Below are 26717 nucleotides of genomic sequence, written 5' to 3'. Positions count from 1 at the left end.
GGCTCCGGCGCCCTTCCGGAACGCCTCCCGAAGCCCTCGGCACCCCCGGCCCGTTCCCGCTCCCGTTCACCACGCTCAGGACTGATGCCCACTCCCCCGCTCGGCCACGATGTCGTTGCGCCTGCGGCCGCCGGCCATACGACCGGGTCCGCGGCTCCTGGCCCCGGGGACGGTTCGGCTGTCCGCCCGTCCCGCTGATCGGCGCTTCGCCGATTCGGTTGAGCGTCTTCTCGCCAGTTCTCCACGCGCACGCGCTTCCCCCCACGGGACTGTTCACGGGGTGCGCGACGGCTCCGGGCCCTGCGTCGTTTCGCCGTCAGGACCGGGCCCCCACCCGGTCAAAAGCACCCCAAATATCACACTGCGCCCGGAGGAAGAAAGGTAGCGCCGTGCGGGACTCGCGGGGTCGGGTCTTACACATGGCTCATCAGAATGAGTGATTCTCCGCGCGGAACCCACCCTTCCTCATGGCTCATAAGCCATCCTTCCTCGGCCGCGAGCCGGGCGGCGGCGCACCGCAGGGCGTCGATCCCCGGGTGCGCACACCCCTTGCGCCACACCAGAGACACGGGTGACAGCGGGACGGGGTCGACCAGCGGCCGGAGCACGGTTCCGGCCAGCGCGGGGAAGTCCACCACGGCCAGAACAGGCGTACGGGACTTGGCCATCACGCGCTGGAACTCCTCGGGCCCGACCGCCACCGGTGCGGGTGACGCGAGTTCGATCCCCCGCCCCTCGAACAGGTGACGTGCGAGGTCGGTCCACTCCAGCGTGCGGGGGTTGCCGTCCCCCGCGTACACGGTCTCGCCGGCGAGCGCGGCCAGCGGCACCTCCTCCAGCTCCGCGAGCCGGTGGTCCTCCGGCAGCAGAACGGCCATCGGCTCGTACCGTACGAAGTGGTGCTCCAGGCGGGCCCGGACGGCCGGGTCGAGTCCGGCGAAGCGGCCGAACGACACGTCCAGCCGGCCGGCGAGCAGTTCCGCGGCGGCACCGGTGAGTCCGCTCTCGTAGCGGGCCATCAGCTCGCTGTCGGGGGCGAGTTCGCGGGCCCGGCGCAGGACACGGCCGCCGACCAGGCCGGGAGAGTTGACGTCCACGAGCAGCGGCCGTTCGGCGCCGCCGGGACGTACGAACGCGTCGAGCAGGGCGTCGTGCGCCTCCAGGACGCGGCGCGCGTACGGCAGTAGCCGCTCACCGTCGACCGTCGGCGCCACCTGCCGGGTGGTCCGGACGAACAACTCGGTCCCCAACTCCCTTTCCAGGCGCCGGATGTCCCGGCTCAGCGCCTGCTGGGCGACGTACAGCCGGGCGGCGGCCCGGGTGAAGTGCGACTCCTCGGCGACGGCGACGAACGCCCGCAGCAGGCGGGGGTCCAGGTGCCCACGAGCGGGGCCGGTGAAGCCTCCGGAGGAAGACCCGGAGGAGACTGCGCGGGACACTCCGGGAAAGGACCCGGAGGAAACTCGGGGAACAGGCGGTCCGGAGGGGGACGCTCCGGGAACAGGGGTTCGACCAGGCACCACGCGAACTTACAACCCGGGCGCGTCAATCACCACGGAATAGGTGTTGGACCCCGTCCGGGGCGCCGGGCGACGGTTGCCGCATGTCACCCCTCACCCCCTACCGCCTGCTGTTCGCGCGCCCGGGCACCCGCGCCTTCACCCTCGGCAACCTCGTCGCCCGGCTGCCCATGGGCATGTTCAGCGTGAGCGCCGTCGTCATGATCGCGAGCGCCCGGGGCTCCTACGCGCTCGCGGGCGCCGTCACCGCGACCGGCCTGGCGGCGACGGCGGTGGTCGCCCCGTGGACCGCGCGGCTCGTGGACCGGTACGGGCAGGCCCGGGTGGCGGTGCCCGCGACGGCCGTCGCGCTGCTCGGCGGGACCGGTCTCATGCTGTGCGTACGGTTCGGCGCCCCGGACTGGACTCTGTTCGCCGCGTACGCCGCCACCGCCACCACTCCCAACACGGGCGGCATGTCCCGGGCGCGCTGGGCCCACCTGCTGGCGGGCGACCCGGCGGCGCTGCACACGGCGAACTCCTTCGAGCAGGCCGTGGACGAACTCTGTTTCATGCTGGGCCCGGTGCTCGCGGCCGTCCTGTCCGGGACGCTGTTCCCGGAGGCGGGCATGCTGGCCGGATCGGTGCTGCTGATGACGGGCGTCCTGCTGTTCGCGGCGCAGCGGTCGACGGAGCCGCCGCCGCGGCCACGGACGGCGTCCGCATCCCCGGTGCGCGCGCCGGGAATGCCCGCGCTGCTGCTCGCCTTCCTCGCGACCGGCGCGGTGTTCGGCGCGATGGAGGTGGTGACGATCGCGTTCGCGGACGCGCGGGGGCACAAGTCGGCGGCCGGCGCGGTACTCGCGCTCCAGGCGGCGGGGTCGTGCGTGTCGGGGCTGCTGTACGGCTCGGTGCTGCAGACCGGGGCGGCTCCGGAGTCGCTCGCCGAGCGCCGCTTCCCGCGCTGTGTCGCCGCCATGGCCGTCCTGCTGACGCTGCCGCTGCTCGCCGTCTCGCTGACGGGTTCGCTGCCGCTGCTCGCTGGGGCACTGCTGGTGGCGGGCATGGCGACCGCGCCGACGATGGTGACGGGTATGACGCTGGTCCAACGGCGCACGCCCGAGGGCCGGTTGAACGAGGGCATGACCCTGGCGGTGACCGGTCTGCTGGGCGGGATAGCCGGCGGCTCCGCGACCGGCGGCTGGGTCGTGGAACACCTGTCCCCGGAGGCGGGCTACGCGGTACCGGTCCTGGCGGCCGCCCTCGCGTTCACGATCGCCGCGCTGGGCGCGTCCTCCGCCGGAACCGTTCAGCCGGTCTCGACCAGGTAGTCCACGCAGGAGACGTGATACTCGCCGTACCCGAGGCGCTCCCCGATCGCCTGGTACCGCTCGTACCGCTCCCGCGTGAGGGGCACCGACAGCGCGGCCAGCACCCGCAGGAACAGCCGGAAGCCGAGGTCGGGATCGACGTGGGTGACCACGTGTTCCAGCGCGTCCATGACCTCGGTGCCCTCTGTCTCAGGCACGGGACAGCGAGAGTTGACGGTGCCGCTCGTCAACACGGGCGCCACCTCCCTGAGTTCACGCAGGACGGCATCGACAAGATCGACAGGCGCCGACGACCCGGACTCGTCAAGTGCCTGACGAGCAGGGTCCGTTGAGCCGCCAAGTCCCCGACGAGCAAGGGCCGCCGAGTCGTCCAGCCCCCTGCGAGCGAGAGGAGCCGAGTCGTCCAGTCCCGCACGAACGGGCGGTACGACGGGTACGTACGCGGGGGCGGCCTCCCGCAGCCGCACGCGGCACACCTCCGCGATCAGCCGCAACCACTCCCGCCCGCCGGTCGTGCCCCGTGGCCGGTCCGCGGCGGCGCACCACAGAGCGGAGAGCGCCGCGTCGGTGAGCTGGGACCGCAGCAGGCGGAGCACGTCGTCCAGGAGGACGGCCGCCGCGGAACCCGGGGTCTGCCCGATGTCGTCCGCCTCGGCCTGTGCCCGGATGTCCTCCCGTCGCCCGGCCCAGTCCTCGCGCGCCTTCCCCGCGAGTGCGGAGAGCCCGAAGTCCCAGGTGGTGTCGCGGCGGGCGGGGTCGAGGGGCGCCCATGCGACGTCGAGGCCGGTGTCGACCAGACCGGCGTGGTGGCCGAACCCGTCGGCCAAGGCATGGAACCGGTCGTGCCGTTCCTTGTCGATCCGCACGGCGCACGCCTTCAGGGTGCGGAGCAGCAGCCGGAAGGCCAGCTCGGGGGCAGGGACCGCGACTTCTTCGAGCGCCGAGAGGATGTCAGGAGACAGGCGGGCAGGGGCAGCCGGCCGTGAGCCGGCCGGGCGCTCGCGGCAGGCCCGTATCTCCGCGACCACGTCACCTCGCACCGCGTCGGCCGACGGCGGCCGGGCGTCCCACAGCGCGGAAGGGGCCGGTCGCCGGCCGGGAATCCGCCGGGGCTCACGCGCGGCGCAGATCTCCTCGACGCTCCGCAGCCAGTCACCGGCGCTCATCCCGTGCTCCGCCGGATCCCATCCGTCTTCGGCCGCCGCCCGCCACACCAGGCGGATCGTCTCGTCCGGCAGCGACGCGTCGAGCAGTGTGCGCACGTCGGTGCGCAGGTCGTCGGCGTATCCCCACTCGTCGTGGCTGGTGTCGAACCCGAGGATGCGCCGCTCGTCCGCGCCGAGATGGGCGACGGTCCCCACGGGCGTCTCCCGGTCGTACGCGTCGAGCTTCGCCGTGACGAGGCCGCGTGCCGCGCGGGGATGCTCCGGAGCGGGCGCGAGGGCGAACGCCTCGGCGAGCCCGCTGAGCCCGAAGTCCCCGTCGTAGCGGACGTAGTACGGGTCCTGCCCCCCGACGCCCTGCCCTCCGACGCCCTGCTCTCCGACGCCCTGCCCTTTGACGCTGTACGGCTCGTGCCGACCCGTCACCCTCGCCCCCCTCCGGCCGTTCAGGCCCTTCACGCACGCGACCGGTCCCCGGCATGACTCAGGCCCCGCGGCTCGGAAGCCGCGGGGCCTGTGCCCACATGGGATGAGTGGAGATGGCGGGAATCGAACCCGCGTCCAACGGTGCAAAATCAGGGCTTCTCCGTGTGCAGTTCGCTGTGATTTTCTCAGCCCCGGCGATCACGCGAACAAGTCGCCGACGGGCTCAGTCACTGTTTGATTTCCCAGCGAACCCCGTGACCGGGCTCGCTGGTTTAGTTCCCTAGATTATGCCAGGGTCCGGGTCGGGAACACTCCCGGGCTGACACCCATTAAGGGTCCTTCACTCACTGCTTATTAGGCAGCGAGGGCGAAGGACTGGGAATCGCTCTTGGAATTGGCGATTATTTTTTGCGACATATGGTTTACGAGATCATTGCCGCTTCCTCGACACGCTTCCCCTGCTTCAACAGCCGCTGTCGAAACCGATCATCCCCATGTTGATTTTTCAAAGCGCCGGCGGGAGCCGCCTTAACCGGCTTCCCAGTGACGCCCGGCCCCTCCGAGGAGGAACCCGCACCCGCTGTGAGGTGCGTTGCCATCGTACGTGACCAACGCACGACGGTGCCAGCCTATTCCCGCGGGCCCGCCCTCACGCGCCGCGCCGCCTCGGCCCCGCGTCCCGAGGACGCGGCTCACGCGCCGCGCTGCCTCCGCTTGGCCGCCGCGATCGCGCGGTCGGACTCGCGCCGGTCCTGCTTCTCCCGCAGGGTCTGCCGCTTGTCGTACTCCTTCTTTCCGCGGGCGAGCGCGATCTCCGCCTTCGCCCGGCCGTCCTTGAAGTACAGGGCGAGCGGCACGATCGTGTGACCCGTCTCCTGGGTCTTCGCCTCCAGCTTGTCGATCTCCTCGCGGTGCAGCAGGAGCTTGCGCTTGCGGCGCACGGTGTGGTTGGTCCACGTGCCCTGGCTGTACTCGGGGATGTGGGCGTTGTGCAGCCACGCCTCGTTCCCGTCGATCTGGACGAAGCCGTCCGTCAGCGAGGCCCGCCCCTGACGCAGCGACTTCACCTCGGTGCCGGTCAGGACGAGCCCGGCCTCGTAGGTGTCGATGATCGCGTAGTCGTGCCGTGCCTTCTTGTTCTGCGCGACGATCTTGCGCTTGCCGTCCTTGGCTTTGCCGGAGGCCTGGCCGCCCTGCTTGGGCTGGGACTCCTTCGGTACGTACATTCCCTTGCTCATAGTGCTGGCCATTTTCGCACTACAGGGGGGCTCGGGGGAAAGCCGATTACCGGGCCGGTGCCCGGCGGGTCAGGACGGGTCGCCCAGACCGCTCAGCACGGTCTCGGCGCGCCGCAGGGTCTCGCTGTCCGCCTCCAGGTCGGGCGTGATGCCCCGGCCGTCGACGGAGCGGCCCGCGGGGGTGCGGTAGTGGCCGACGGTCAGCTCGGCAACGGAGCCGTCGGGCAGCCGGCTCGGCATCTGGACCGAGCCCTTGCCGAAGGTCCTGGAGCCGACGACGACGGAGCGCCCGCGGTCCTGGAGGGCGCCGGTGAGCAGTTCGGCGGCGCTCATCGTGCCGCCGTCGACGAGGGTGACCAGGGGCCGGTCGGTGTCGCCGCCGGAGTCGGCGTGCAGGGCGCGCTGGGAGCCGTTCACGTCGTACGTGGCGACGAGGCCGCCGTCGAGGAAGGCGGAGGCGGCGGTGACGGCCTCGGTGACCAGGCCGCCGGAGTTGCCGCGCAGGTCGAGGACGATGCCGCCGCCCCGGGGTGCCTGGTCGACGGCGGTCCGTACGGCGGCGCCCACGCCCTTGGTGAAGGCGGCGACCTTGATCACGGTGGCGTCGCCACGGAGTCTGTTGACGGTCACGGAGTCCGTGGAGAGCGTGGCCCGGCGCAGGGTGCGGCTCCAGGAGCGGGTGCCGCGCTCCAGGCCGAGGCGGACCTCGGTGCCGGCGTCGGCGTCGCCCGCGTCCCCGCGCAGTAACGCCACGACCTCGGTGACCGGCCGGCCGTCCACGCGCGTGCCGTCGACGGCGCGCAGCCGGTCGCCGGGGTGGATGCCCGCGGCGGCGGCGGGCGAGCCGGCCGCGACCCGGGTGACCTCGATCCGTCCGTCGCGCTCGCGGCGGGCCCAGAGGCCGACGCCGGTGTACCGGCCGTCGAGGGCTTCCTCGAACTCCTCGAACTCCCCTGGGGAGTAGACCGCGCCCCAGCGGTCGCCGCTGCGGCTGACCGCGCGTTCGGCGGCCTCCATGGGGGACTTGCCGTCGGCCATCGCCCGGGCGGCGGCCCGGGTGACGGTCTCCTGGTGGTGCGCCGGCGCCGGACGGGGGGCGTCGGCCACGGTCTTGGGCGCGGCGCCGGAGAACGATCCGGTGGCCGCTCCGGCGGCGAGGACGCTCGCGAACACCAACGTCAGGGCCGCCCCGCGGCACATGCGGCGGGGTTCGCAGAACGGGTCACGGCCTGACATGCCGGTGAGTCTAGGACAACGCGAAGGGCCGCACCGCCGGTTGACGGTACGGCCCTCTTGGCATGTGTCACACCTTCAGGTACTTGCGCAACGCGAAGAACGCGGCCAGCGCCGGCATCAGCAGACTCGTCGCGAGGATGAGCGGCAGCTTGGTCAACACCGCGTCCCAGCCGATGAAGTTGATCAGGTTCAGCTTCTCGGACAGGGCGAGTCCGTGGTCGATGATGAAGTACCGGGCGATCAGCAGGAACCCGCAGGCGACCCCGCCGCCGATGAGTCCGGCGACGGCGGCCTCCATGATGAACGGCGCCTGGATGTAGAAGCCGGAGGCGCCGACGAGGCGCATGATGCCGGTCTCGCGGCGCCGGCTGAACGCCGAGACGCGGACGGTGTTGACGATCAGCATCAGCGCGACGACGAGCATCATCGCCATCACCGCGCGGGCGGCCCAGTTCATGCCGTTGAGGAGCCCGAAGAGGTTGTCCAGGATGCCCTTCTGGTCCTGCACGGACTGCACGCCGTCCCGGCCGTCGAAGGCGGTGGCGATGACCTGGTACTTCTCCGGGTCCTTCAGCTTGATCCGGTACGACTCCTGCATCTGGTCCGGCGTGAGGCTGCTGGCCAGCGGGGAGTCGCCGAACTGCTCCTTGTAGTGCTTGTACGCCTGGTCCGAGGACTCGTACGACACCTTCTGGACGACCGTCATCTTGTCCAGGTCGGCCAGGATCTGCTTCTTCTGGTCGGCGGTCACCGCGCCCTTGGCGCAGTTGGGGTCGGACTCGGCGTCGCTCTTGTTGCAGAGGAAGATCGAGACGTTGACCTTGTCGTACCAGTAGCCCTTCATGGTGTTCACCTGGTCGCTCATCAGGAGCGAGCCGCCGAACAGGGCGAGCGAGAGGGCGACCGAGACGACGACCGCGAAGGTCATGGTCAGGTTGCGGCGGAGACCGACACCGATCTCCGACAGAACGAACTGCGCGCGCATGGCGTCTTCCTCAGACCTTTCCGTGGTCGATGATCAGTGCTGGTAGCCGTAGACGCCGCGTGCCTGGTCGCGGACGAGGCGGCCCTGTTCCAGCTCGATGACGCGCTTGCGCATCTGGTCCACGATGTTCTGGTCGTGGGTCGCCATCACCACGGTGGTGCCCGTCCGGTTGATGCGGTCGAGCAGCTTCATGATGCCGACCGAGGTCTGCGGGTCGAGGTTTCCGGTCGGCTCGTCGGCGATGAGGAGCTTGGGCCGGTTCACGAAGGCTCGCGCGATGGCCACGCGCTGCTGCTCACCACCGGACAGCTCGCCGGGCATCCGGTCCTCCTTGCCGCCGAGGCCGACGAGGTCGAGGACCTGGGGCACGGACTTGCGGATCTCGCCGCGGGACTTGCCGATGACCTCCTGGGCGAAGGCCACGTTCTCGGCGACCGTCTTGTTGGGCAGCAGCCGGAAGTCCTGGAACACGGTCCCGAGCTGGCGGCGCATCTGCGGCACCTTCCAGTTCGAGATGCGCGCGAGGTCTTTGCCCAGGACGTGCACCTGGCCGTGGCTGCACCGCTCCTCGCGGAGGATCAGCCGCAGGAAGGTGGACTTTCCGGAGCCGGAGGAGCCCACGAGGAACACGAATTCTCCGCGCTCGACCTCCAGGGAGACATCCCTGAGGGCGGGGCGGGTCTGCTTGGGGTAGACCTTGGAGACGTTGTCGAATCGGATCACGGATGCACCACGGGTCGCCGGGGGTAGGTGTGCGTGACCATACGCGAACCGGGTGTGCGAGCGCAGTCGGCGTACGGGGTTGCGCGCGGCTTGCACGTTTTGTCACGGATCTGACGTGCGATTCTCTCCGGATGCGCGGGGTTCTTTCCCGGCTCCGGGCCGCTGGCGGGCCTCCGGGCGGGGCAGGATAAGGCGGACCGCGCCGAAATCCGCGGAACCTGGCACAGTGGAGGGGGAACGGTTGCGTTCCCCGTAGCGTTAAGAGAGCGACACGCACGCGAGAGTCGGTGCGGCGCGAGACAGCGCAAGGAGGGCCGGCGCATGACGTACGACCGATTGGTGTGCGCTAACTGTGCGGGGCCCGTCAGCGAGGGCCGCTGCCGCGTCTGCCGTGCCAACCGTGAGCGGCTCCAGCAGGAGAGCCCCTTCGGGAATCTGAACCCCATGGCGCTGATCGCCCTGCTCGCGGTGCTGATCGCGGCGCTGGCGCTGGTGGCCCACCAGACGGTGTGAGCGGACCGTGTGAGCAGGGTTACACGTAAGCGGGGGTTACGTGTGAGCGGGGTTGTACGAGAACGAGCGTGACGGTTGTACGAGAACGCGCGTGGCGGCCCGAGCAGCCGCGTGACCCGGGGGTGAGCCTCTGGCGGGCGATCACGGCCCGCGGGCGATGACCTGCCCCTGACATGACGAAGGGCCCGGAGCGAGTTGCTCCGGGCCTTTCGTGGTGCGCGGGGTGCGTCAGCGCCGGGTGCGTCAGGCGGGGGTGGTGCCGCGGCCGGCCGCGAGGCGCGGGAGCATCCGGAAGCCGATGCCGCCGGCGATCATCGTGGCGGCGCCGATCAGCAGGAACGTGGTCTGGCCGGCACCGGTCTCGGCCAGCTCGCCGTCGTTCTTGCCCTGCGGCGCGGTGTCCGAGCCCGTGTCGGTGAGGGCGGAGGAGCCCTCGTCCTGGGCGGAGGAGCCGCCGTTGGGGTCGGTGTTGTTGCCGGTGCCCGTGCCGCTGCTCGCGGTCGAACCGTCGGAGGGGTCCTCGGTCGGGTCCTCGGTGGGGTCGGACTCCGTGGGAGCCGGCTGGGTGGTCTCCGTATCGGTGGGCGCCGGGTCGGTGGTCGGGTCCGTGGGACCCGGGTCGGTGGTGCCCGGGTCGGTGGGCTCCGTCTCGGTCGGCCCCGGGTCGGTGGTCGGGTCCGTGGGCTCCGGGGTCGTCGGAATGCCCGTCACGGTGTCCGTGGGGTCGGGGTCGGCGGTGGTCGCGCCGAGGCCGACATTGAGGTCGAGCGCCGAGGCGGCACCCGCAGCGGTGAGCGAAGCACCGGCGGCAATCACCGCACCGGCGGCTATCCGCGCCGCGCGGACCCGCGTCTTCTTGGTCATCTGCCTGCTACCCCCAGTAGCTGATCGTCAGTAGAGCAGCGCCCGGGGCCACGGCGTCACAGGTGGCCTCTCTCAGCCCCCCGGTTCACATGCGCCCCGGAGACACGCATGCCACGCGTCACCCTTCCCAGTTTTCACAGCAACGTCAAGGTCGTTGCGTACGCGATGTCCGGAACGGCGTCTTTTGCCGGTCGTGAGGACATCTGACTGTGACGTAAAACCCAGAGGGCCCCCACAACAAAGCCGCGGCAAGACATCGGCAAAGGCAACGACAAGGCAACTGCCGCCCAGTGGGCGGCAGTTGCCTTGTCGACAAAGCGGTCCGCGCAGGGGGCGGAACTCCCCTCCGGGGGGCGGCCGTTCGCGCTCTCGCGTCGTCCGCTGCTTGTCCTGTTACTTCTCCTGTTACTTCTCCTGCTGCTTGCGCCAGCGAATTCCGGCCTCCAGGAAGCCGTCGATCTCGCCACCGAACACGGCCTCGGGGTTGCCGACTTCGAACTCGGTGCGCAGGTCCTTGACCATCTGGTACGGGTGCAGGACGTACGAACGCATCTGGTTGCCCCAGGAGTTGCCGCCGTCGCCCTTGAGGGCGTCCATCTTGGCCTGCTCCTCCTGGCGGCGCCGCTCCAGCAGCTTGGCCTGGAGCACGTTCATGGCCGAGGCCTTGTTCTGGATCTGCGAGCGCTCGTTCTGGCAGGAGACGACGATGCCGGTGGGCAGGTGGGTCAGGCGCACCGCGGAGTCCGTGGTGTTGACGCCCTGGCCGCCCGGTCCCGACGAGCGGTACACGTCGATGCGCAGCTCGGACTCGTCGATCTCGATGTGGTCGGTCTGCTCGACGACCGGCAGGATCTCGACACCGGCGAAGGAGGTCTGGCGGCGCCCCTGGTTGTCGAAGGGGGAGATGCGCACGAGACGGTGGGTGCCCTGCTCCACGGAGAGGGTGCCGTAGGCGTACGGGACGTGGACGGCGAAGGTGGTGGACTTGATGCCCGCCTCCTCCGCGTACGAGGTCTCGTACAGCTCCGTCTTGTAGCCGTGCCGCTCGGCCCAGCGCAGGTACATCCGCTGGAGCTTCTCGGCGAAGTCGGAGGCGTCGACGCCGCCGGCCTCGGCGCGGATGGTGACGACGGCCTCGCGGGAGTCGTACTCGCCGGACAGGAGGGTGCGGACCTCCATCTCGTCCAGCGCCTTCCGGACGGCCGCCAGCTCGCTCTCGGCCTCGGCGCGGGTGTCCGGGTCGTCCTCCTCCTCGGCCATCTCGAAGAGCACGCTCAGATCGTCGATGCGCCCGCGGAGCGCCTCGGCCTTCCTGACCTCCGCCTGGAGGTGGCTCAGCTTGCTGGTGATCTTCTGCGCCTCGTCCGGGTCGTCCCACAGGGACGGCGCGGCCGCCTGCTCCTCGAGCACGGCGACATCTGCCCTCAGCTTGTCGAGGTCCAGGACGGCCTCGATCGACTCCATGGTCGAGGAGAGGGACTTGAGCTCTTCGGATACATCGACGACTGCCACGCCTCCAGCGTAACGGCTACGGCAACCGGGGCCGTGCCGTACCTGGGGCTCCGTCCCGGACCCCGCTCCTCAAACGCCGGAGAGGCCGGGGAACAGCCCGTCCGGCGTTGGAGGACGAGGCCGCTCAGGCCGAAGCGGGGGCCTGGGGGCGGCAGCCCCCGGATAGGGGGACGGGAAGGGGCGGAGGGGCGAAAAGCGCCTGGTCAGGGCGCCGGCCCGGGGTTCACGGGGCGGACGGGGCCGAGTTCTTCGTGTCCTGGGGAGGGGTGCCGGAGTCGTCGCCGGAGGTGGCGAGCCAGGTGCCGACCCCCACCGCGGCGACCAGCGCGACCGCCGCCGCCCCGAGCGTGATCCGCCGCCGCCGGGCGGAGGCCCGGTGCCGGGCGGACCCGGGCCGGGGCGCGCCTGCGGCCCGGGGGGCGCGGGCGGTGCCCCGGGCGCCGCCGGCCAGCTCGTCGGGCGCGGGCACCCGCATCGAGGTGTGCGTGTCCCGGTTGGAGTCGGGCGCGGCCCCGGTGACGAGCGGGACGGCCCCGCGCCGGACCCGCTCGGCGGCCGGCTCGGACGGCTCGGCGCGCTCGTCGCCCTCCTGCCGCTCCTCGTCCGCGTCGGCGGCCTCCGCGTCCGGCGAGTCCACGTCCAGCGGCGGCATCCCGGCCAGCAGGGGAAGCTGCTCGCGGAGCCGGTCGCCCAGCTCGGAGGCGCGCAGCCGGGAGGCGGGCGCCTTGGCGAGGCACTGGACGATGAGCTGCCACAGCTCGTCGGGGATGCCGGGGAGCGGGACGACGGTCTCGGTGACGTGGCGGCGCAGGACCGCGCCGGGGTGGCCGCCGCCGAAGGGGGTGAACCCGGCGAGCAGCTCGTAGAGCACGGTGGCGAGGGCGTAGATGTCGACGGCGGCGCGTGGCGGGAGGCCCTCGATGATCTCGGGGGCCAGGTAGTCCGGGGTGCCGATGATCTTCGTGGCCCGGGTGCGGCGCGGGGAGTCGATGAGCTTGGCCACACCGAAGTCGGTCAGCAGCGCCGGGTGGGAGCCGCCGGGGCCGAGCGGGCCCTGCATGTCGAGCAGTACGTTCTCGGGCTTCACGTCGCGGTGGACGACGCCCGCGGCGTGGGCCGCGGCGAGCCCGTCGGCGACGTCGGCGACGATCGCGACGGCGGCCTCGGGGGCGAGCCGGCGTTCCCGGTCGAGCCGGGTGCGCAGGTCGGTGCCGCGCACGAGGTCCATGACGAGGGCGAGGTCGTTGCCGTCGACGACCAGGTCACGGACCGCCACCACGTGGGGATCGTCGAGGCCGAGCAGGGCGGTGCGCTCCTGCACGAAACGCCCCACCAGTTCCTGGTCGGACGCGAGATCCTCGCGCAGCAGCTTGATGGCGACGGGACCCTCGGGACCCTCGCCCAGCCACACCGTGCCGGCGCTCCCCCGCCCCAGGATCTGGTTCGCGGTGTACCGGCTGCCGATCTTGCGTGCCAAGACTGCTCCTACAGACGCGTGTTGTCGCTAAAAGTACGCGTCCGAGGAGCCAACCTTCACTCCCGAGGCGGAAATCACCCGTCAGATATCGACAAATCCGCAGGGTCAGCTGCTCGGGGCGTTGCCGCTGCCGAGGTCCTTGACCCAGCCGCTGACCTCGTCGTACATGTGCGTGAGCTGGCCCCAGAAGGACCTGGTGGAGCCGATCCAGTCCTGGAGCGGGCTGAACTCCCACACCAGCCAGCCGGCCACGAAGAGGATGACGAGGGTGAACAGGCAGCCCTTCAGGCAGCCGAGCCCCGGGATCTTCATGGGGTTGGAGCTGCGCTGCCTCGGCTCGCGCGCGGGGCGCGGGGCGGGCTGCTGGGGGCGCTGAGGCTCGGCGTAGCGCTGCGGCTGGGGCTGCTGCTGGGGGGCGGGGGCATAGCGCTGCGGCTGCTGGTGCCGCGGCGCGTACTGCTGCGGCTGCTGCTGGGGGTAGCCGTATCCGGGCGGCGGCTGCTGGCCCTGCTGCGGGCGCTGCCGCTGAGGGGGCTGCTGGGGGCGGGCCACCTGGCGCTGGGGGCGGCGGCGCAGCGGGTCCTCGTTCGGGTCGAGGTACTGGACCTGCGTCTGTTCGTTGCGGTCGCGGGCCGCGCGGAGCTGGTTCTGCCAGGGGTGCGGGTCCTCGCCCTGGCCGCCGGGCTGGTTCTGCGGCACGGGCGGCAGCACGGCGGTCGGGTCGGCCGCGCCCCGGCTGGGCAGTACGGAGGTGGGGTCGGCGTCGCCGGAGGTGTGCGGGAGGACGCTGGTGGCGGCGTAGGGGTCGTAGGAGCCCGCGTTGTGCGGGAGCACCTGCGTGGGGTCGGCGGCGCCGGGCATGTCGGGGACGGTCGCCGGGGACGGGTCGGGCGCGAGCAGCGCGCCGACGCCCTCCGCCGCGGTGATCTGCGCGGGGGTGGCGTGCACGCCGACGCCCGCGGCGACGGCGCGCAGGGCGCGGGCGAGGTTCTCGGCGCTGGGCCGTTCGTCCGGGTTCTTGCGCAGGCAGCGCTCTATGACCGTCCACAGCGGGTCCGGGACGGTGGAGGGGCGGCGCGGCTCGGCGCTGAGGTGCTGGTGCAGCACTTCGAGGGCGGAGCCGCCGGAGAACGGCGGGCGCCCGGTGACCAGCTCGTAGAGCAGGATGCCCGCGCCGTAGATGTCGACGGCGGAGGTCTGGGGGCGGCCCTCGGCGGACTCCGGGGCTACGTAGGCGGGCGTGCCGACGAACTCGTGGGTGCGGGTGAGGCCGGGCGAGTCGGCGAGCCGGGCGATGCCGAAGTCGGTGAGCATCGGGTGCATGCCGCCGGCGTCCTGCTTGAGCAGGACGTTGGCGGGCTTCAGGTCGCGGTGCACGACGCCGTCGGCGTGGCTGGCGGCGAGCGCGTCGGCGACCTGGGCGGTCAGCAGGGCGGCGGCGACGGGTGAGAAGGGGCCGTTCTCGCGCAGGTAGCGGTGCAGGTCGGGGCCGTCGACCAGGTCCATGACGAGGGCGAGCAGGTCGCCTTCGACGACGAGGTCGCGTACGCGCACGATGTTCGGGTGGGTCAGGCGCAGCAGCACCGACCGCTCGCGCAGGAACCGCATGACGATGTCGGCGTCACTGGCCAGCTCCTCCTTCAGCACCTTGATGGCCACGGTCTCGCCGGGCTGGCCCGCGACGGCCGCCTCGGCGCCCGCGGTCTCCCGCTGGCTGGCGCGCCAGACCGTGCCTGTGGCGCCGCGTCCCAGCGGCTCCTCAAGGAGGTACTTGCTCCCTACCGGCCGCACGTCATGCGCTCCCTGCTGCTTGCTTGCCTGGTCGTTGCCTGGTCGCCCGGTCCGTCCACCGGCGTCGCCGCGGCGCGGGTTTCCGAACCACTGTAGTGCCGCCTTCCCGGACCCCGGGCTGTCGTCGTCGTGTGCTTGCCCATAGGTCCCCGCGCGCCGTGTGGTCCGCGTAAGCGCGTCCGCGCGGTCACGTGTGCGTGTTCCGCGCGGTCACGTGTGCGTGTTCCGCGCGGTCACGTGTGCGTGTTCGGCGCGGTCACGTGTGCGTGTCCGGCGGCGACCCGTGCATGTTCGGTGGAAAGACGCTCGGTCCGGTCGCTTGGTTGCCGCGGGTGGGCGTGACCGATCTCAAGCGGTCACACGGCGGGCACCGGTCAGGCACTTTTACGGGCAGAGCCGACCAATCAAGATCACTTACGGGTGGGGGGCGGGCGTGTTGTCAGTGGCAGGTGCGAGGATGCCTCCAGTACTGGCCGACGTGCCCGTGCGCGGTGGGGGGACTCTGCGGTGGGGGACCGCAGCACAGCCTCGTCCTCGGCGCGGACACCTGCGCGGAAGGGACCCCTGACGGCGATGCAGATCCGGCTGACCGTCGTAGACCCGTTGGGCCCGCCCTCGGAGCCGCGGGGGCGTGCCGCGGCCTGCGATGTGCTGGTGACCGCGCCCGCCGGGACGGCGCTGGCCGCGGTCGCGTCGGGGCTGGCCTCGGCGGTCGGGGGCGGCGGGGGCACGGCCCAGGGCGAGCGGGGGCGGGAGCCCGGCGGGGGCCAGATCGTGCTGTACGCGGGGGCGGAGCGGCTCGACGCCCAGCGCTGCACCCTCGGCGAGCCGCCGCTGACCGACGGGGCGGTGCTCGGTCTCGGCGCGCCGGCCGAGCCGGGTCCCGAGCTGGACGACGTCTCGGCCCAGCTCCACGTGGTCGCGGGGCCGGACGCGGGCGGGGTCCATCTGCTGCACGGCGGCCGGATCGACGTGGGCCGCTCCGCCGCGGCGGACATCCCCCTGGACGACCCGGACGTCTCCCGGCTGCACTGCGCCGTCACGGTGTCCCCGGAAGGCCGCGTCTCGGTCGCCGACACGGGTTCCACGAACGGTACGACGCTGGACGGCACCCGCGTGGGCAGCCGTCCCGTCCGCTTCCCCGAGGGCGCGCTGCTGCGCGTCGGCGAGTCCGCCCTGCGCCTGGCCCCGCCCGGCGGCCCGGGCACGGTGGCGACGGCCCCGGACGGCGAGGGCCATGTACGGGTGTCGGTGGGGGCGCCCGACGGGACGGCGGCCGGCCTCCCGGGTGGCGCCCCGTCGTCCTCGTCCGTGGCGGCGCCGGGCGCCTCCCCGGAGAGCCGGCAGCCGCACGGGGCGGTTCCGCACGCGCGCGGGGAGAGCGCCTCGCTCCCGCAAGGCGGCTCGCTTCCCCCGGTGGGCGAGACGCAGCACGCCTACGGGACCTCCGAGTGGCCCGCCTCGCCCGGCCAGGTCCACGGGGAGCGCCGGCCCGGACGGGCGGTGCCGCCGGTCGTGCCGGAGCAGGGCGGGGCGCCCCGGATCGAGAACGGACCGCGCGGCGACGCCACGACCGGCCCCGGCTCCGGCTCTGGCCCCGGCTTTGCCTCCGGCTCCGGCTCCGACCTCGGTACTACCTCCGGCTCCGGCGGGTCCGCGTATGGAGCGGTCCGCCCGGGGGGTGGCGGCGGCCACGACGGTCACGCCGGGACCGGTGGCCGCGCGGGAGCCGCCGACGGATGGTCCGAGGAGTATCCGGACGGTGCCCTCGGCGCCGGACCCGGGCTCCCGGCGGGCCGCAAGGGCACGCCGATGCGGGGCACCGACGTGCCGGCGGGACTCCGCAGGCGGGGCGGCCTCGGCGCCTGGGCCCGGCGGCTGACCGGCAGCCGCGGCGGCCCGGAGGAGCCCCCGCACGAGACGTACGACGACGCGGAGTTCGCGGTACGGGACCTGCCGGCCGCCGCGCACCGCTCACCCGAGACCTGGCCCGACCCGGCCACGCTGCTGCTCACCGCCCTCGGCCCGGGCCCCCGGCTCTGGGAGCGCGGCCCCGGTCACCCGGAGGCCCTGACCGTGCGGCTCGGCACGGCGGACCGGACGGCCCCGGACGGCTCGGGCCCGCTGCCCGTGGTGCCGGTGACCGCGGGGCTCCGCGAAGCCGGCTCGCTGGGCCTCGCGGGACCGCGGCCGAGGCTCGCGGGACTCGCCCGCGCGGTCGTCGCCCAGCTCGCCGCGCTGCACTCGCCCGACACGCTGGAGATCGTCCTCATCAGCGCGGACCGCGCCCGTCCGGTGGCCGAGCGCACCGCCGAGTGGTCCTGGCTCGGCTGGCTCCCCCATCTGCGTCCGGCCCACGGCCAGGACTGCCGGCTCCTCCTCGCGTACGACCGGGAACAGGCGGCGGCGCGCACCGACGAGCTGCTGCGCCGGCTGGAGGACCACCTCGCGGAGACGGAGGGCGGGCCCCGGCGGGGTCTCCGCTCCGGCGGCGAGGGTGCCGGTGTGCCGGGCGCCCGGAGGGCCGAGGGGTACGCGGGCGGTCGCCCCGAGAGTCCTGGTGCCGAGGACGGTCCGCGCGGTGCGGCACACCGGCCGGCCTGGGCCCGCGCCGCGAGCGACGGCCCGGGCGGCACCGGCCCCGGCTTCGGCACTGGTTCCGATTCAGGTTCCGGTTCCGGTTCCGTGCAGGGTACGGAGGGCGCCTTCGAGGGCCCGTTCACGGTGGTCGTGGTGGACGGGGACCCCGGGGGCGCGGACGTACGGGAGGCCGTGCTGCGCCTGGCCCACGAGGGTGCGCGGGCCGGTATCCATGTGCTGTGTCTCGCAGAGACGCCGGCCGCGTCGCCGGCGTCCCCGGTCACGGAGACGTACGAGGCGGCGTGCGCGGTCGTGCCCGCCTTCCGGGCGTGCGGGGCGGTGGCCCTGCTCAGCGGGGATGTGGCGACGGCGCTGCGGCTGCTGCGGGTGGCGGCCGGCGGGACCGGCGCGGCTCTCCCGGACTCCTCGGGCTTCCCCGGGTCCCCGGGTTCCGGTGGCCTTGGCTCTCCGGCGTCCCCGGGTTCACCGGGTTCCCTTGGTTCCCCGGGCGGGGCCTCGCGGGGCGGGAGTGGTGCGTACGGCGGTTCGCCGCGTCCCGGGGTGGAGCACGGGGGGCCGTCGGCGGGGGCGTCACCGCGTTCCGGCGCCGCGTACGGCGGTCCGTCGGCGGCCAGGTCGCGGGACGACGGATCGACGCACCTGGGCATCCCGCATCCGGGGGCCGGGCGGGGATCGGGGGGCGGGTACGGAGCTGGGGCCGGGCACGGAACGAGTGCCGGGCCGGCGTCGGGCGCCGGACGCGGAACGAGTGCCGGGCACGGATCGGGCGCCGGGCAAGGAACGAGTGGGGCGTCCTTCGGTGCGCCCGCGTCGCAGGCGGGTCGCATCTCCCCCGGTTCCGGGGCGCATCCGGCGCGGGGTCCCGTCGGGCACGGCACCGTCGCCGCCGTGGACGCCGTCTCGCTCGCGTGGGCCGAGCGGTTCGCGCGGGCGCTCGCCCCGCTGCGGACGGACGGGCCGCACGGCGACCGGCACACGCGCGTGTCCGCGCCGCTGCCCCAGGCGGCGCGCCTGCTGGACGAGTTGGGGCTCGCTCGGGCCACCCCGGCGTCCCTGATGGCCCGTTGGGCGGACGCGGCGGACGACACGGAGGCGCTCGGCGGACGCGCCCGGGCGGTCCTCGGCGCCGGTCCGCGCGGCCCGGTCGCCGTCGACCTGCACATCGAGGGCCCGCACCTGCTGATCGAGGGACCGCCGGGCAGCGGCCGTACGGAGCTGCTGCGTTCGGTCGCCGCGTCCCTGGCCGCCGCCGAACGGCCCGACCGGCTCGGCATCGTCCTGATGGAGGGCCGCGACGGCACGGGCGGACACGGCGCCGGGAACACCGGTGAAGGGCTGCGGGTCTGCACCGACCTGCCGCATGTCACCACCCACCTGACGGCCAACGACCCCGTGCGGATGCGGGAGTTCGCACAGTCGCTGAGCGCCGAGCTGAAGCGGCGTTCCGAGCTGCTCGGCCGGCTCGGCTTCGGCGAGTGGCACACCGGGCGGGCGGTGTCCGGAAGGCTGGTGTCCCAGCGGGCGCCCGGCCCGGCGTCGGGCGGGGCTCCGTCCTCCGGGGCGGCGGACATAGACACGCCGGCCAGCTCGACACTGCGGCTGCGGCCCGCGGCGGCCCGCCGACAGGCCGAGCCGGGGCCCGCGCTGGCCCGTCTGGTCGTGGTCGTGGACGACCTGGACGCCCTGCTGTCACCGCCGCTGGGCTCCCCCGGGCGCCCGGCGGCCGGCTCGGTCGTCCGCGCGCTGGAGGCGGTGGCCCGCGAGGGTGACCGGCTCGGCGTGCACCTCGTGGCGGCAGCCGCGGCGGACGGGCGTACGGCGGGGTCGGAGCTGGCGCGTTCCGCCGCGCTGCGGGTCGCTCTCGAAGCGCCGGCCTCCGGACCGGACGAGCCTGCCCCCGGGCGGGGGCGGCTGGCGCGTCCGGACGGCCGGGAGACCCCGTTCCAGGGGGGCCGGGTCACCGGTCGCATCCCCCGCACGGCGACGCTGCGCCCCACGGTCGTCCCGCTGGAATGGCACCGCATGGGCGACCCGCCGACCCGCCGCCCGGTCCGCGAGCTGGGCAACGGCCCGACGGACCTGGCCCTCCTGGCCAGCGCACTGGAACGCGCGGCGCGGTCGGTCTCCGCGACAGAGGTGCCGTCCCTGCTCTAGAGGCGACGGCATGCCGTCGCGCTTCGCTCCCTGGCCCGCTGGAGCCGGCCCGCGTGCGCGGGCGACCGGGACCAGCGTGGCCGGAGTCCCCGGGCCCACCCCGGGGCGAGGAACAACACCGGGGGCGGGACCAACCCCGGGGCCGACGGGCCAACCCGGCGTGAGAGCCATCCCGAGGCGAGGACCAGCCCGGTGCGAAGGCCAACAACCCCGGGGAAAAACCGGGGTGAGCGCCACCCGGCGTTGAGACCGACCCGGCACCCGGCCCCCGGCGCGAGGTCGGCCGCCGCCCAGGGGGAGGAGGCCCCAGCCGGGTTGGAGCCACCCCGGCTCGGGGACCAACCAGGGCGAGGGCCCGCCCTGCGCAGGGCCCAACCGGGGCGAGAGCCAGGCCGCGTTGAGGCCCACCCGGGACAAGGTTCACCGGGGCCGAGGGCCAACCAAGTTGGCCCGCAACCGGGTTGGGGCCGTCTCGGCGTGATGGCCAACCGGCGCCAGGACCAACCAGCGTACGAACCACCCCGTGCCGAGGCGCCGACCCGGCGTGGAGGCCATCGCGGCGTGGAGGCCCATCCCACCTCCGCCGGACGCCGAACCGCCCCAACTGCCCTCCCCCGAACCCCCGTTGAAGCCCCCCTCGCACACATCCCACGTCACGACCCAATTACGATCTTCCAGTTGACAGTACCGGCGCTCTTGCCGGGCTGGAGCGAGGAGGCGTAGACCGGAGCGCACGGGACAGTCTGTTCGGACGTTCAACGAGGAACGCAGAACGGAGAACGGGGCACTGATGCGCAGCACTCTTCGTACACACAGGTCGACCGATCACACCGCTCACACCGCGCGCCGCTCACGCAGGACCGCACAGGCCGCGGCCGCCGCCCTCGTCGCGGGGGCGCTCACGCTCACCGCGTGCGGCGGGGGCGACGACGACAAGAAGGACGACACCGGCAAGGGCACCGCGAGCAGCGGCACCGGCTCCGTGACCCTGCCCAAGCTCGACGGCACCACCCTGGAAGTCGCCGCCGTGTGGACCGGCGCCGAACAGGCCAACTTCAAGAAGGTGCTGGCGGAGTTCGAGAAGCGCACGGGCGCGAAGGTCACGTTCGTCCCGGCGCAGGACCCGATCATCAACTTCCTCGGCTCGAAGATAGCCGGTGGCGCGCCGCCGGACGTCGCGATGCTCCCGCAGGTCGGCGCCATCAAGCAGGCGGTCGACAAGAAGTGGGCCAAGCCCGTGGGGCCGGAGGCGCAGGCGGAGCTGGCGAAGAACTACGCCCAGGGCTGGCAGGACCTCGGCAAGGTGGACGGCAAGCAGTACGGCGTCTACTACAAGGCCGCCAACAAGTCGCTGGTCTGGTACAACGCGAAGGTCTTCGAGAACGCGGGCGCCAAGGAGCCCAAGACCTGGAAGGACTTCGTCAGCACCGCGCGGACCGTCTACGACTCCGGGGTCACCCCCGTCTCGGTCGGCGGCGCGGACGGCTGGACGCTCACCGACTGGTTCGAGAACATCTACCTCTCCCAGGCGGGCCCGGAGAAGTACGACCAGCTCGCCCAGCACAAGATCAAGTGGACGGACCCGTCCGTGAAGGACGCGCTGACCACGCTCGCGCAGATCTGGGGCGACAAGAACCTCATCGCGGGCGGCCCGGACGGCGCGCTGCAGACGGAGTTCCCGGCGTCGGTGACGCAGACGTTCACCGGCGGCGACCAGCCGAAGGCGGGCATGGTCTTCGAGGGCGACTTCGTGGCCGTCAACATCGCCGAGACGAAGGCGAAGATCGGCACGGACGCGAAGGTGTTCCCGTTCCCGGCGGTCGGCGACAAGCCGCCGGTGGTCAGCGGTGGTGACGCGGCCGTCATCCTGAAGGACTCCAAGGGGGCGCAGGCGCTGGCCACGTTCCTGGCCTCGCCCGACGCGGCGACCATCCAGGCGAAGCTCGGCGGCTATCTGTCGCCGAACAAGAGCGTGCCGCTGTCGGCCTATCCGAACGCGGTCCAGCAGAAGATGGCCAAGGCGCTGATCGCGGCCGGCGACGACTTCCGCTTCGACATGTCCGACCAGGCCCCGCAGTCCTTCGGCGGTACCCCCGGCAAGGGCGAGTGGAAGGACCTCCAGGACTTCCTGAAGAACCCGAAGGACGTCGCGGGAGCGCAGAAGAAGCTGGAAGCCGACGCCGCAGCGGCCTACAAGGGCTGATCCGGCGATGACGTCGGCAACGGCCGGGGGCGCCGCACCGGTGCCCCCGGCCCGTAAGCGCAAGAGCGTGACCGGCACCAGCAGAACCGTGGCGGCGCTGTTCCTGCTGCCCGCCCTGGTGCTGCTCGGCGCGCTCGTGGTCTACCCGATCGGGTATTCGGTCGTGCGCAGCTTCTACGACCAGTCGGGCGACGGATTCGCCGGGATCGACAACTACCGGGCCCTGTTCAGCGACGACGGCATCCGAACTGCTCTGAAGAACAACATCATCTGGGTGGTGTTCGCGCCGACGGTCGCGACCGCGCTGGGCCTGATCTTCGCGGTGCTCACCGAACGGGTGCGCTGGGGCACGGCGTTCAAGCTGGTCGTCTTCATGCCGATGGCGATCTCGATGCTCGCCTCCGGCATCATCTTCCGGCTGGTGTACGACCAGGACCCGGACAAGGGCGTCGCGAACGCGGTGTGGGTGGGTGTGCACGACACCTTCGTCTCGTCCTCGGCGTTCCCGAAGGCGCACCCCGGCCGGCAGTCGCCGCTGGAGGCGGAGAAGGGCGGGTTCGTCACCCGGGACGCCGTGCGGGCCGGGCAGCCGGTCGCGCTGCCGCTGGTGGGCGTCGCCCCGGAGCAGATGCCGGACAGCGCCGGGAAGGCGGCGCGGGCGAGCGCGGACCCCGGCAAGGTCACCGGCACGGCCTGGCAGGACTTCACCCGCGGCAAGGGCGTGGGCCGGCTCGGCCAGGTCGACGCGGGTGAGCTGGGCTACTCGGGGATGCGGGTCGAGGCGGTCAAGGACGGCAAGGTCGTCGACTCGACGACGGTCCGCGACGACGGCACGTTCACGCTGTCGGGCAAGGCGGACGGGGCGCTGCTGCGGCTGCCGGCGAGCAACTTCAAGGAGCCGTACAACGGCCTCGACTGGCTCGGCCCGTCGCTGGTCACGCCCGCGATCATCGGCTCGTACATCTGGATGTGGGCGGGCTTCGCGATGGTGCTGATCGCGGCGGGGCTCGCGGGCATGCCGCGGGAACTCCTGGAGGCGGCCCGGGTGGACGGGGCGAACGAGTGGCAGGTGTTCCGCCGGGTCACGGTGCCGCTGCTGGCGCCGGTGCTCGCGGTGGTCGCGGTGACCTTGATGATCAACGTGCTGAAGGTGTTCGACCTGGTCTTCATCATCGCGCCGGGCTCCTCGCAGGACGATGCCAACGTGCTGGCGCTCGAGCTGTACCGCAAGGGCTTCGCGGAGGACCAGCCGGGCATCGCGAGCGCCATCGCGGTGTTCCTGCTGCTGCTGGTGATCCCGGTGATGCTCTTCAATGTGCGCAGGCTCAGGCGGGAGGTGCGGCGATGACGGCCCATGCCGGGGATCTGACGAAGACGGCACCGGCGCCGGCGGTGAACGCGGCCCGCCGGTCGCTCGGTTCACGGATCGCGAGCGCCGTCAGCAGCGGTGTCCTGCGGGTGTTCCTGCTGCTGGTGGGCCTGTTCTGGCTGGTGCCCACGCTCGGGCTGCTGCTGTCCTCGCTGCGCAAGCCGGAGGACATGAGCGCGAGCGGCTGGTGGAAGGTGTTCAGCGCGCCCTCGCAGCTCACCGTGGACAGCTACCAGAAGCTCCTGGAGAACAGCGACATCACCAACTCGCTGCTGAACACGGTGCTGATCACGGTGCCGGCGACGCTGCTCGTGGTGGTGATCGGCTCGCTGGCGGGCTACGCCTTCGCGTGGATGGAGTTCCCCGGCCGCGACTGGTGGTTCCTCGGCGTGGTCGGTCTGCTGGTGGTGCCGGTGCAGGTGGCGCTGATCCCGATCGCCGAACTCTTCGGGCAGATCGGCATCTTCGGCTCGATCATCGGCGTGGTCCTCTTCCACGTCGGCTACGGGCTGCCGTTCGCGGTGTTCCTGCTGCGGAACTTCTTCGCGGAGATCCCCCGGGAGCTGCTGGAGGCGGCCCGGCTGGACGGCGCGGGCGAACTGCGGCTGTTCGCCCGGGTGGTGATGCCGCTCGGCGGGCCGGCGATCGCCTCGCTGGGGATCTTCCAGTTCCTGTGGGTGTGGAACGACATGCTGGTCGCCCTGGTGTTCTCCGACTCGGGCAGCCAGCCCATCACGGTCGCGCTCCAGACGCAGGTACGCCAGTTCGGCAACAACATCGACGTGCTGGCGCCGGGCGCCTTCATCTCGATGGTCATCCCGCTGGCCGTTTTCTTCGCGTTCCAGCGGCAGTTCGTGTCGGGTGTGATGGCCGGCGCGGTCAAATAAGTTCGTTTCAGCGGTGTTTGAGGGGCGGGCCGGTCACCGGCCCGCCCCTCGGCGTTCACCGGGCGTCCCCCGTATGCCACATCTGGCGTAACCAAGTCACCCCTTCGGCCGTTCCCGGGCAGGTATGCCCGCGCCGACCCATGGATGTCCCCGTGCCCCGGTTCAGTGTCATCGTCCCCGCGTACAAGGTTCAGGCGTACCTGCACGAGTGCCTGGAGTCGGTGCTCGAACAGTCGTGTCCGGATCTCGAACTCATCGTGGTGGACGACCGTTCGCCCGACGCGTGCGGGGCGATCATCGACGAGTTCGCGGCCCGTGACGCCCGTGTGGTGCCCGTCCACCTGCCCCAGAACGTGGGCCTCGGCCGGGCCCGCAACGCCGGTCTCGAACGCGCCACCGGCGACTACCTGATCTTCCTGGACGGCGACGACAGCCTCACCCCGGACGCCCTGCTCGCCATCGCGGACCGGCTGAAGGAGACCTCCGAACCGGACGTGCTGGTCTACGACTACGCGCGCACCTACTGGTCGGGCGAGGTGAGGCGCAACCGGCTCGCGGCGGAGCTGGCCGAGGAGGGCCCGGCGCCCTTCCCGCTCACCGAGCGGCCCGGACTGCTGCGGCTGCTGATGGTGGTCTGGAACAAGGCGTACCGCCGGGAGTTCGTGGAGCGCGCGGGCCTCGCCTTCCCGCCCGGGTACTACGAGGACACGCCGTGGACCTATCCGGCGATGATGTCCGCCGAGACGATCGCCACCCTCGACCGGGTGTGCGTGCACTACCGCCAGCGCCGGCACGGCAACATCCTCGGCACCAGCAGCCGCAAGCACTTCGACGTCTTCGAGCAGTACGACCGGGTGTTCGCGTATCTCGCCGCGCGTCCCGAGCTGGAGCGGTGGCGTCCGCTGCTGTTCGGGCGCATGGTCGACCATCTCGCCACGGTGTTCGTGCGGCCGGACCGGCTGCCGCGCGGGGCGCGCGCCGAGTTCCTCCGCAAGGCCCGTTCGCACTACCGGCGTTACCGCGTGCCCGGCTCCCCCGCCGGTCCGCGACTCCGGCTGCGGCACGCCCTGGTCGGGTTCGGCGCCCATCGCACGTACCGGCTGCTGTCGTTCCTGTCGCGGACCCGGAAGCGGACCGTACGGACGGTCCGCGCGCTGCGCCGCTCGGTGCGGGCCACCGCGCTGCGCCTGCACTACCGGGTGCAGCTCCGGCTGCCCCTGCGCGCCGACCGTGCCGTGTTCTCCAGTCACGGGGGCCGGGGGCACGGCTGCAATCCGGGCGCGCTGGAGTCGGCGTTCCGCGCGTTCGCGCCGCAGGTGCGCACCGCGTGGATCGCGCACCGCGAACACCAGCACACCATCCCGGCGCCCACCGGCCGGCTGCGCCCGGGGAGCGCCGGGTACTGGACGGCGCTCGCCCGCTCCAAGTACCTGGTGAACAACGTGGACTTCGACCGGCGCATGGTGAAGCGGCCGGGCCAGGTGGTGATCCAGACGCACCACGGCACGCCGCTCAAGCACATGGGGCTCGACCTCCGGGACCGGCCGGCCGCCGCGGGCGGCACCGACTTCGCCGAGCTGCTGCGCGGCGCCGACAGCTGGGACTACTGCCTGTCCGCCAACCGCCACTCCACGCTGGTGTGGGAGCGCGCCTTCCCCTCCTCGTACACGACGCTGGAGTACGGGATGCCGCGCAACGACGTGTTCCAGCGGGCGACTTCGGCGGACGTGGCGCGGCTGCGCGGCGCGCTCGGCATCCCCGAGGGGGCGGTCGCGGTGCTGTACGCGCCGACGTACCGCGACTACCGCGCCGGCCAGCGCCGCACCCTGGACCTGGAGCGGGTGCTGCGCCAGTTGGGCCCGGGGTTCGTGATCCTCACCCGCGCCCACCACCGCTACGCGGAACCGCTCGCCGAGGCGGCGGGCGGGCGGATCATCGACGTGTCGGACCATTCGAGCGTGGAGTCGCTGTGCCTCGCCTCGGACGCGCTGGTCACCGACTACTCGTCGCTGATGTTCGACTACGCGGGCCTGGACCGACCGATCGTCGTGCACACCGACGACTGGGCGGCCTACGAGGCGGCCCGCGGCACCTATTTCGACGTGCGCGCCTTCCCGCCGGGCGCGGTCGCCCGCAGTGAGGACGAGCTGATCGACATCTTCGCGTCCGGCCACTGGCGGGGCTCGCGCTCCGCGCAACTGCGGGCCGCGTTCCGCGAGCGGTTCTGCCCGTACGACGACGGGCGCGCCGCCGAGCGGGTGGTGCGGCGGGTGGTGCTCGGGGAGAGCGCCGGGCTGCCGCCGTTCATCCCGTCCGCCGAGCGGCATCCGGTCCCCTCGGCCGCCGCCACCGCTCCCCGCGCGGCGGCCTCCCGAGCCACCGCCACAGCCCCGTCCCCGGCCGCATCCCCGGCCCCGTCCCCGCCAGTCTCGGCCCCGGCCTCGCACCTCGCCTCGGTCTCATCCCCGTCCCCGGTCTCGGCCCCGGCCTCGCACCTGGTCCCCGTCTCACCCCCGTCCCCGGTCTCGGCCCCCGCCTCGCACCTGGCCCCGGTCTCACCCCCGTCCCCGGTCTCGACCCCGGCCTCGCAGCTCGCCTCGGTCTCATCCCCGTCCCCGGTCTCGGCCCCGAGCCCGGCCCCGGCCCCGGCCCCTTCCCCGGCCCTCGCCGAGGGTGCTCCCGCCGGACCGCTCGCGACCGTCCCGGCGCCGGGCGGTGCCGTCCCCCTGACCGAGCAGCACTGAA

Annotated in this window: 17 protein-coding genes and 1 other RNA gene; 7 read left to right on the top strand and 11 right to left on the bottom strand. The window is 72.8% G+C overall.

Annotation, left to right across the window (positions count from 1 at the left end):
* Positions 1–413: 413 nt before the first annotated feature.
* Positions 414–1376 carry a LysR family transcriptional regulator gene (locus AB0912_RS02305; RefSeq protein ID WP_366696269.1) on the bottom strand — a complete coding sequence of 321 codons (963 nt, stop codon included), beginning with the start codon at positions 1374–1376 and terminating at the stop codon, positions 414–416.
* A gap of 227 nt (positions 1377–1603) precedes the next feature.
* Here AB0912_RS02305 and AB0912_RS02300 point away from each other — a divergent pair, with 227 nt between their 5' ends.
* On the top strand, positions 1604–2830 hold the full coding sequence (locus AB0912_RS02300; RefSeq protein WP_366695849.1) for an MFS transporter: 1227 nt from the start codon (positions 1604–1606) through the stop codon (positions 2828–2830).
* On the opposite strand, the gene AB0912_RS02295 is transcribed toward AB0912_RS02300, so the two are convergent.
* The 6 genes from AB0912_RS02295 to ftsE form a co-directional block, all read right to left on the bottom strand.
* Entirely contained in the window at positions 2809–4419 is a 1611-nt protein-coding gene (locus AB0912_RS02295; protein ID WP_366695847.1) for a hypothetical protein, read from the bottom strand. The genes AB0912_RS02300 and AB0912_RS02295 overlap by 22 nt on opposite strands.
* Before the next feature lie 105 nt (positions 4420–4524).
* Positions 4525–4913, bottom strand: a transfer-messenger RNA (tmRNA) gene (gene ssrA, locus AB0912_RS02290).
* Positions 4914–5111: 198 nt separating this feature from the next.
* On the bottom strand, positions 5112–5657 hold the full coding sequence (gene smpB / locus AB0912_RS02285; protein ID WP_366696268.1) for an SsrA-binding protein SmpB: 546 nt from the start codon (positions 5655–5657) through the stop codon (positions 5112–5114).
* 69 nt (positions 5658–5726) lie between these two features.
* Positions 5727–6893, bottom strand: a complete 1167-nt coding sequence (locus tag AB0912_RS02280) for a S41 family peptidase (protein WP_366695845.1) — start codon at positions 6891–6893, stop codon at positions 5727–5729.
* Positions 6894–6960: 67 nt separating this feature from the next.
* Positions 6961–7878 carry a permease-like cell division protein FtsX gene (gene ftsX, locus AB0912_RS02275; protein WP_366695843.1) on the bottom strand — a complete coding sequence of 306 codons (918 nt, stop codon included), beginning with the start codon at positions 7876–7878 and terminating at the stop codon, positions 6961–6963.
* A gap of 33 nt (positions 7879–7911) precedes the next feature.
* Positions 7912–8601, bottom strand: a complete 690-nt coding sequence (ftsE, locus tag AB0912_RS02270) for a cell division ATP-binding protein FtsE (protein WP_081217588.1) — start codon at positions 8599–8601, stop codon at positions 7912–7914.
* 321 nt (positions 8602–8922) lie between these two features.
* On the opposite strand from ftsE, the gene AB0912_RS02265 reads away from it, so the two are divergent.
* The gene (locus tag AB0912_RS02265) at positions 8923–9114 is read left to right on the top strand and encodes a hypothetical protein (RefSeq protein WP_366695841.1); all 192 of its coding nucleotides are present in this window, start codon (positions 8923–8925) and stop codon (positions 9112–9114) included.
* A gap of 243 nt (positions 9115–9357) precedes the next feature.
* On the opposite strand, the gene AB0912_RS02260 is transcribed toward AB0912_RS02265, so the two are convergent.
* The 4 genes from AB0912_RS02260 to AB0912_RS02245 form a co-directional block, all read right to left on the bottom strand.
* Positions 9358–9978: a hypothetical protein gene (locus AB0912_RS02260; protein ID WP_366695839.1), complete on the bottom strand. Its 621-nt coding sequence runs from the start codon at positions 9976–9978 to the stop codon at positions 9358–9360.
* Between the two features lie 405 nt (positions 9979–10383).
* Positions 10384–11490, bottom strand: coding sequence for a peptide chain release factor 2 (prfB, locus tag AB0912_RS02255; protein ID WP_366695837.1), 1107 nt, complete (start codon positions 11488–11490; stop codon positions 10384–10386).
* 223 nt (positions 11491–11713) lie between these two features.
* A complete protein-coding gene (locus AB0912_RS02250; protein ID WP_366695835.1) occupies positions 11714–12967 on the bottom strand; it encodes a serine/threonine-protein kinase in 1254 nt (417 codons plus the stop codon).
* A 105-nt stretch (positions 12968–13072) separates the two neighbouring features.
* Positions 13073–14758 (bottom strand): serine/threonine-protein kinase, encoded by a 1686-nt coding sequence (locus tag AB0912_RS02245; protein WP_366695833.1) that lies wholly within the window; start codon positions 14756–14758, stop codon positions 13073–13075.
* A 573-nt stretch (positions 14759–15331) separates the two neighbouring features.
* Between AB0912_RS02245 and AB0912_RS02240 the strand changes: the two genes are divergently transcribed.
* From AB0912_RS02240 to AB0912_RS02220, 5 genes are all read left to right on the top strand, one after another.
* Complete coding sequence (locus AB0912_RS02240; RefSeq protein ID WP_366695831.1) at positions 15332–19513, top strand: FHA domain-containing protein; 4182 nt, start codon at positions 15332–15334, stop codon at positions 19511–19513.
* A gap of 790 nt (positions 19514–20303) precedes the next feature.
* The gene (locus AB0912_RS02235) at positions 20304–21716 is read left to right on the top strand and encodes an ABC transporter substrate-binding protein (RefSeq protein ID WP_366695829.1); all 1413 of its coding nucleotides are present in this window, start codon (positions 20304–20306) and stop codon (positions 21714–21716) included.
* A gap of 7 nt (positions 21717–21723) precedes the next feature.
* Positions 21724–23064, top strand: coding sequence for a sugar ABC transporter permease (locus AB0912_RS02230; protein ID WP_366695827.1), 1341 nt, complete (start codon positions 21724–21726; stop codon positions 23062–23064).
* Positions 23061–23972: a carbohydrate ABC transporter permease gene (locus AB0912_RS02225; protein ID WP_366695825.1), complete on the top strand. Its 912-nt coding sequence runs from the start codon at positions 23061–23063 to the stop codon at positions 23970–23972. The genes AB0912_RS02230 and AB0912_RS02225 overlap by 4 nt, the downstream gene beginning before the upstream one ends.
* 152 nt (positions 23973–24124) lie before the next feature.
* Positions 24125–26716, top strand: a complete 2592-nt coding sequence (locus AB0912_RS02220; protein ID WP_366695823.1) for a bifunctional glycosyltransferase family 2 protein/CDP-glycerol:glycerophosphate glycerophosphotransferase — start codon at positions 24125–24127, stop codon at positions 26714–26716.
* Position 26717: the final 1 nt, after the last annotated feature.

This window comes from Streptomyces sp. NPDC007084 (genome assembly GCF_040703595.1).
Lineage (GTDB): Bacteria > Actinomycetota > Actinomycetes > Streptomycetales > Streptomycetaceae > Streptomyces.
This window is presented reverse-complemented; position numbering and strand designations above follow the sequence as displayed.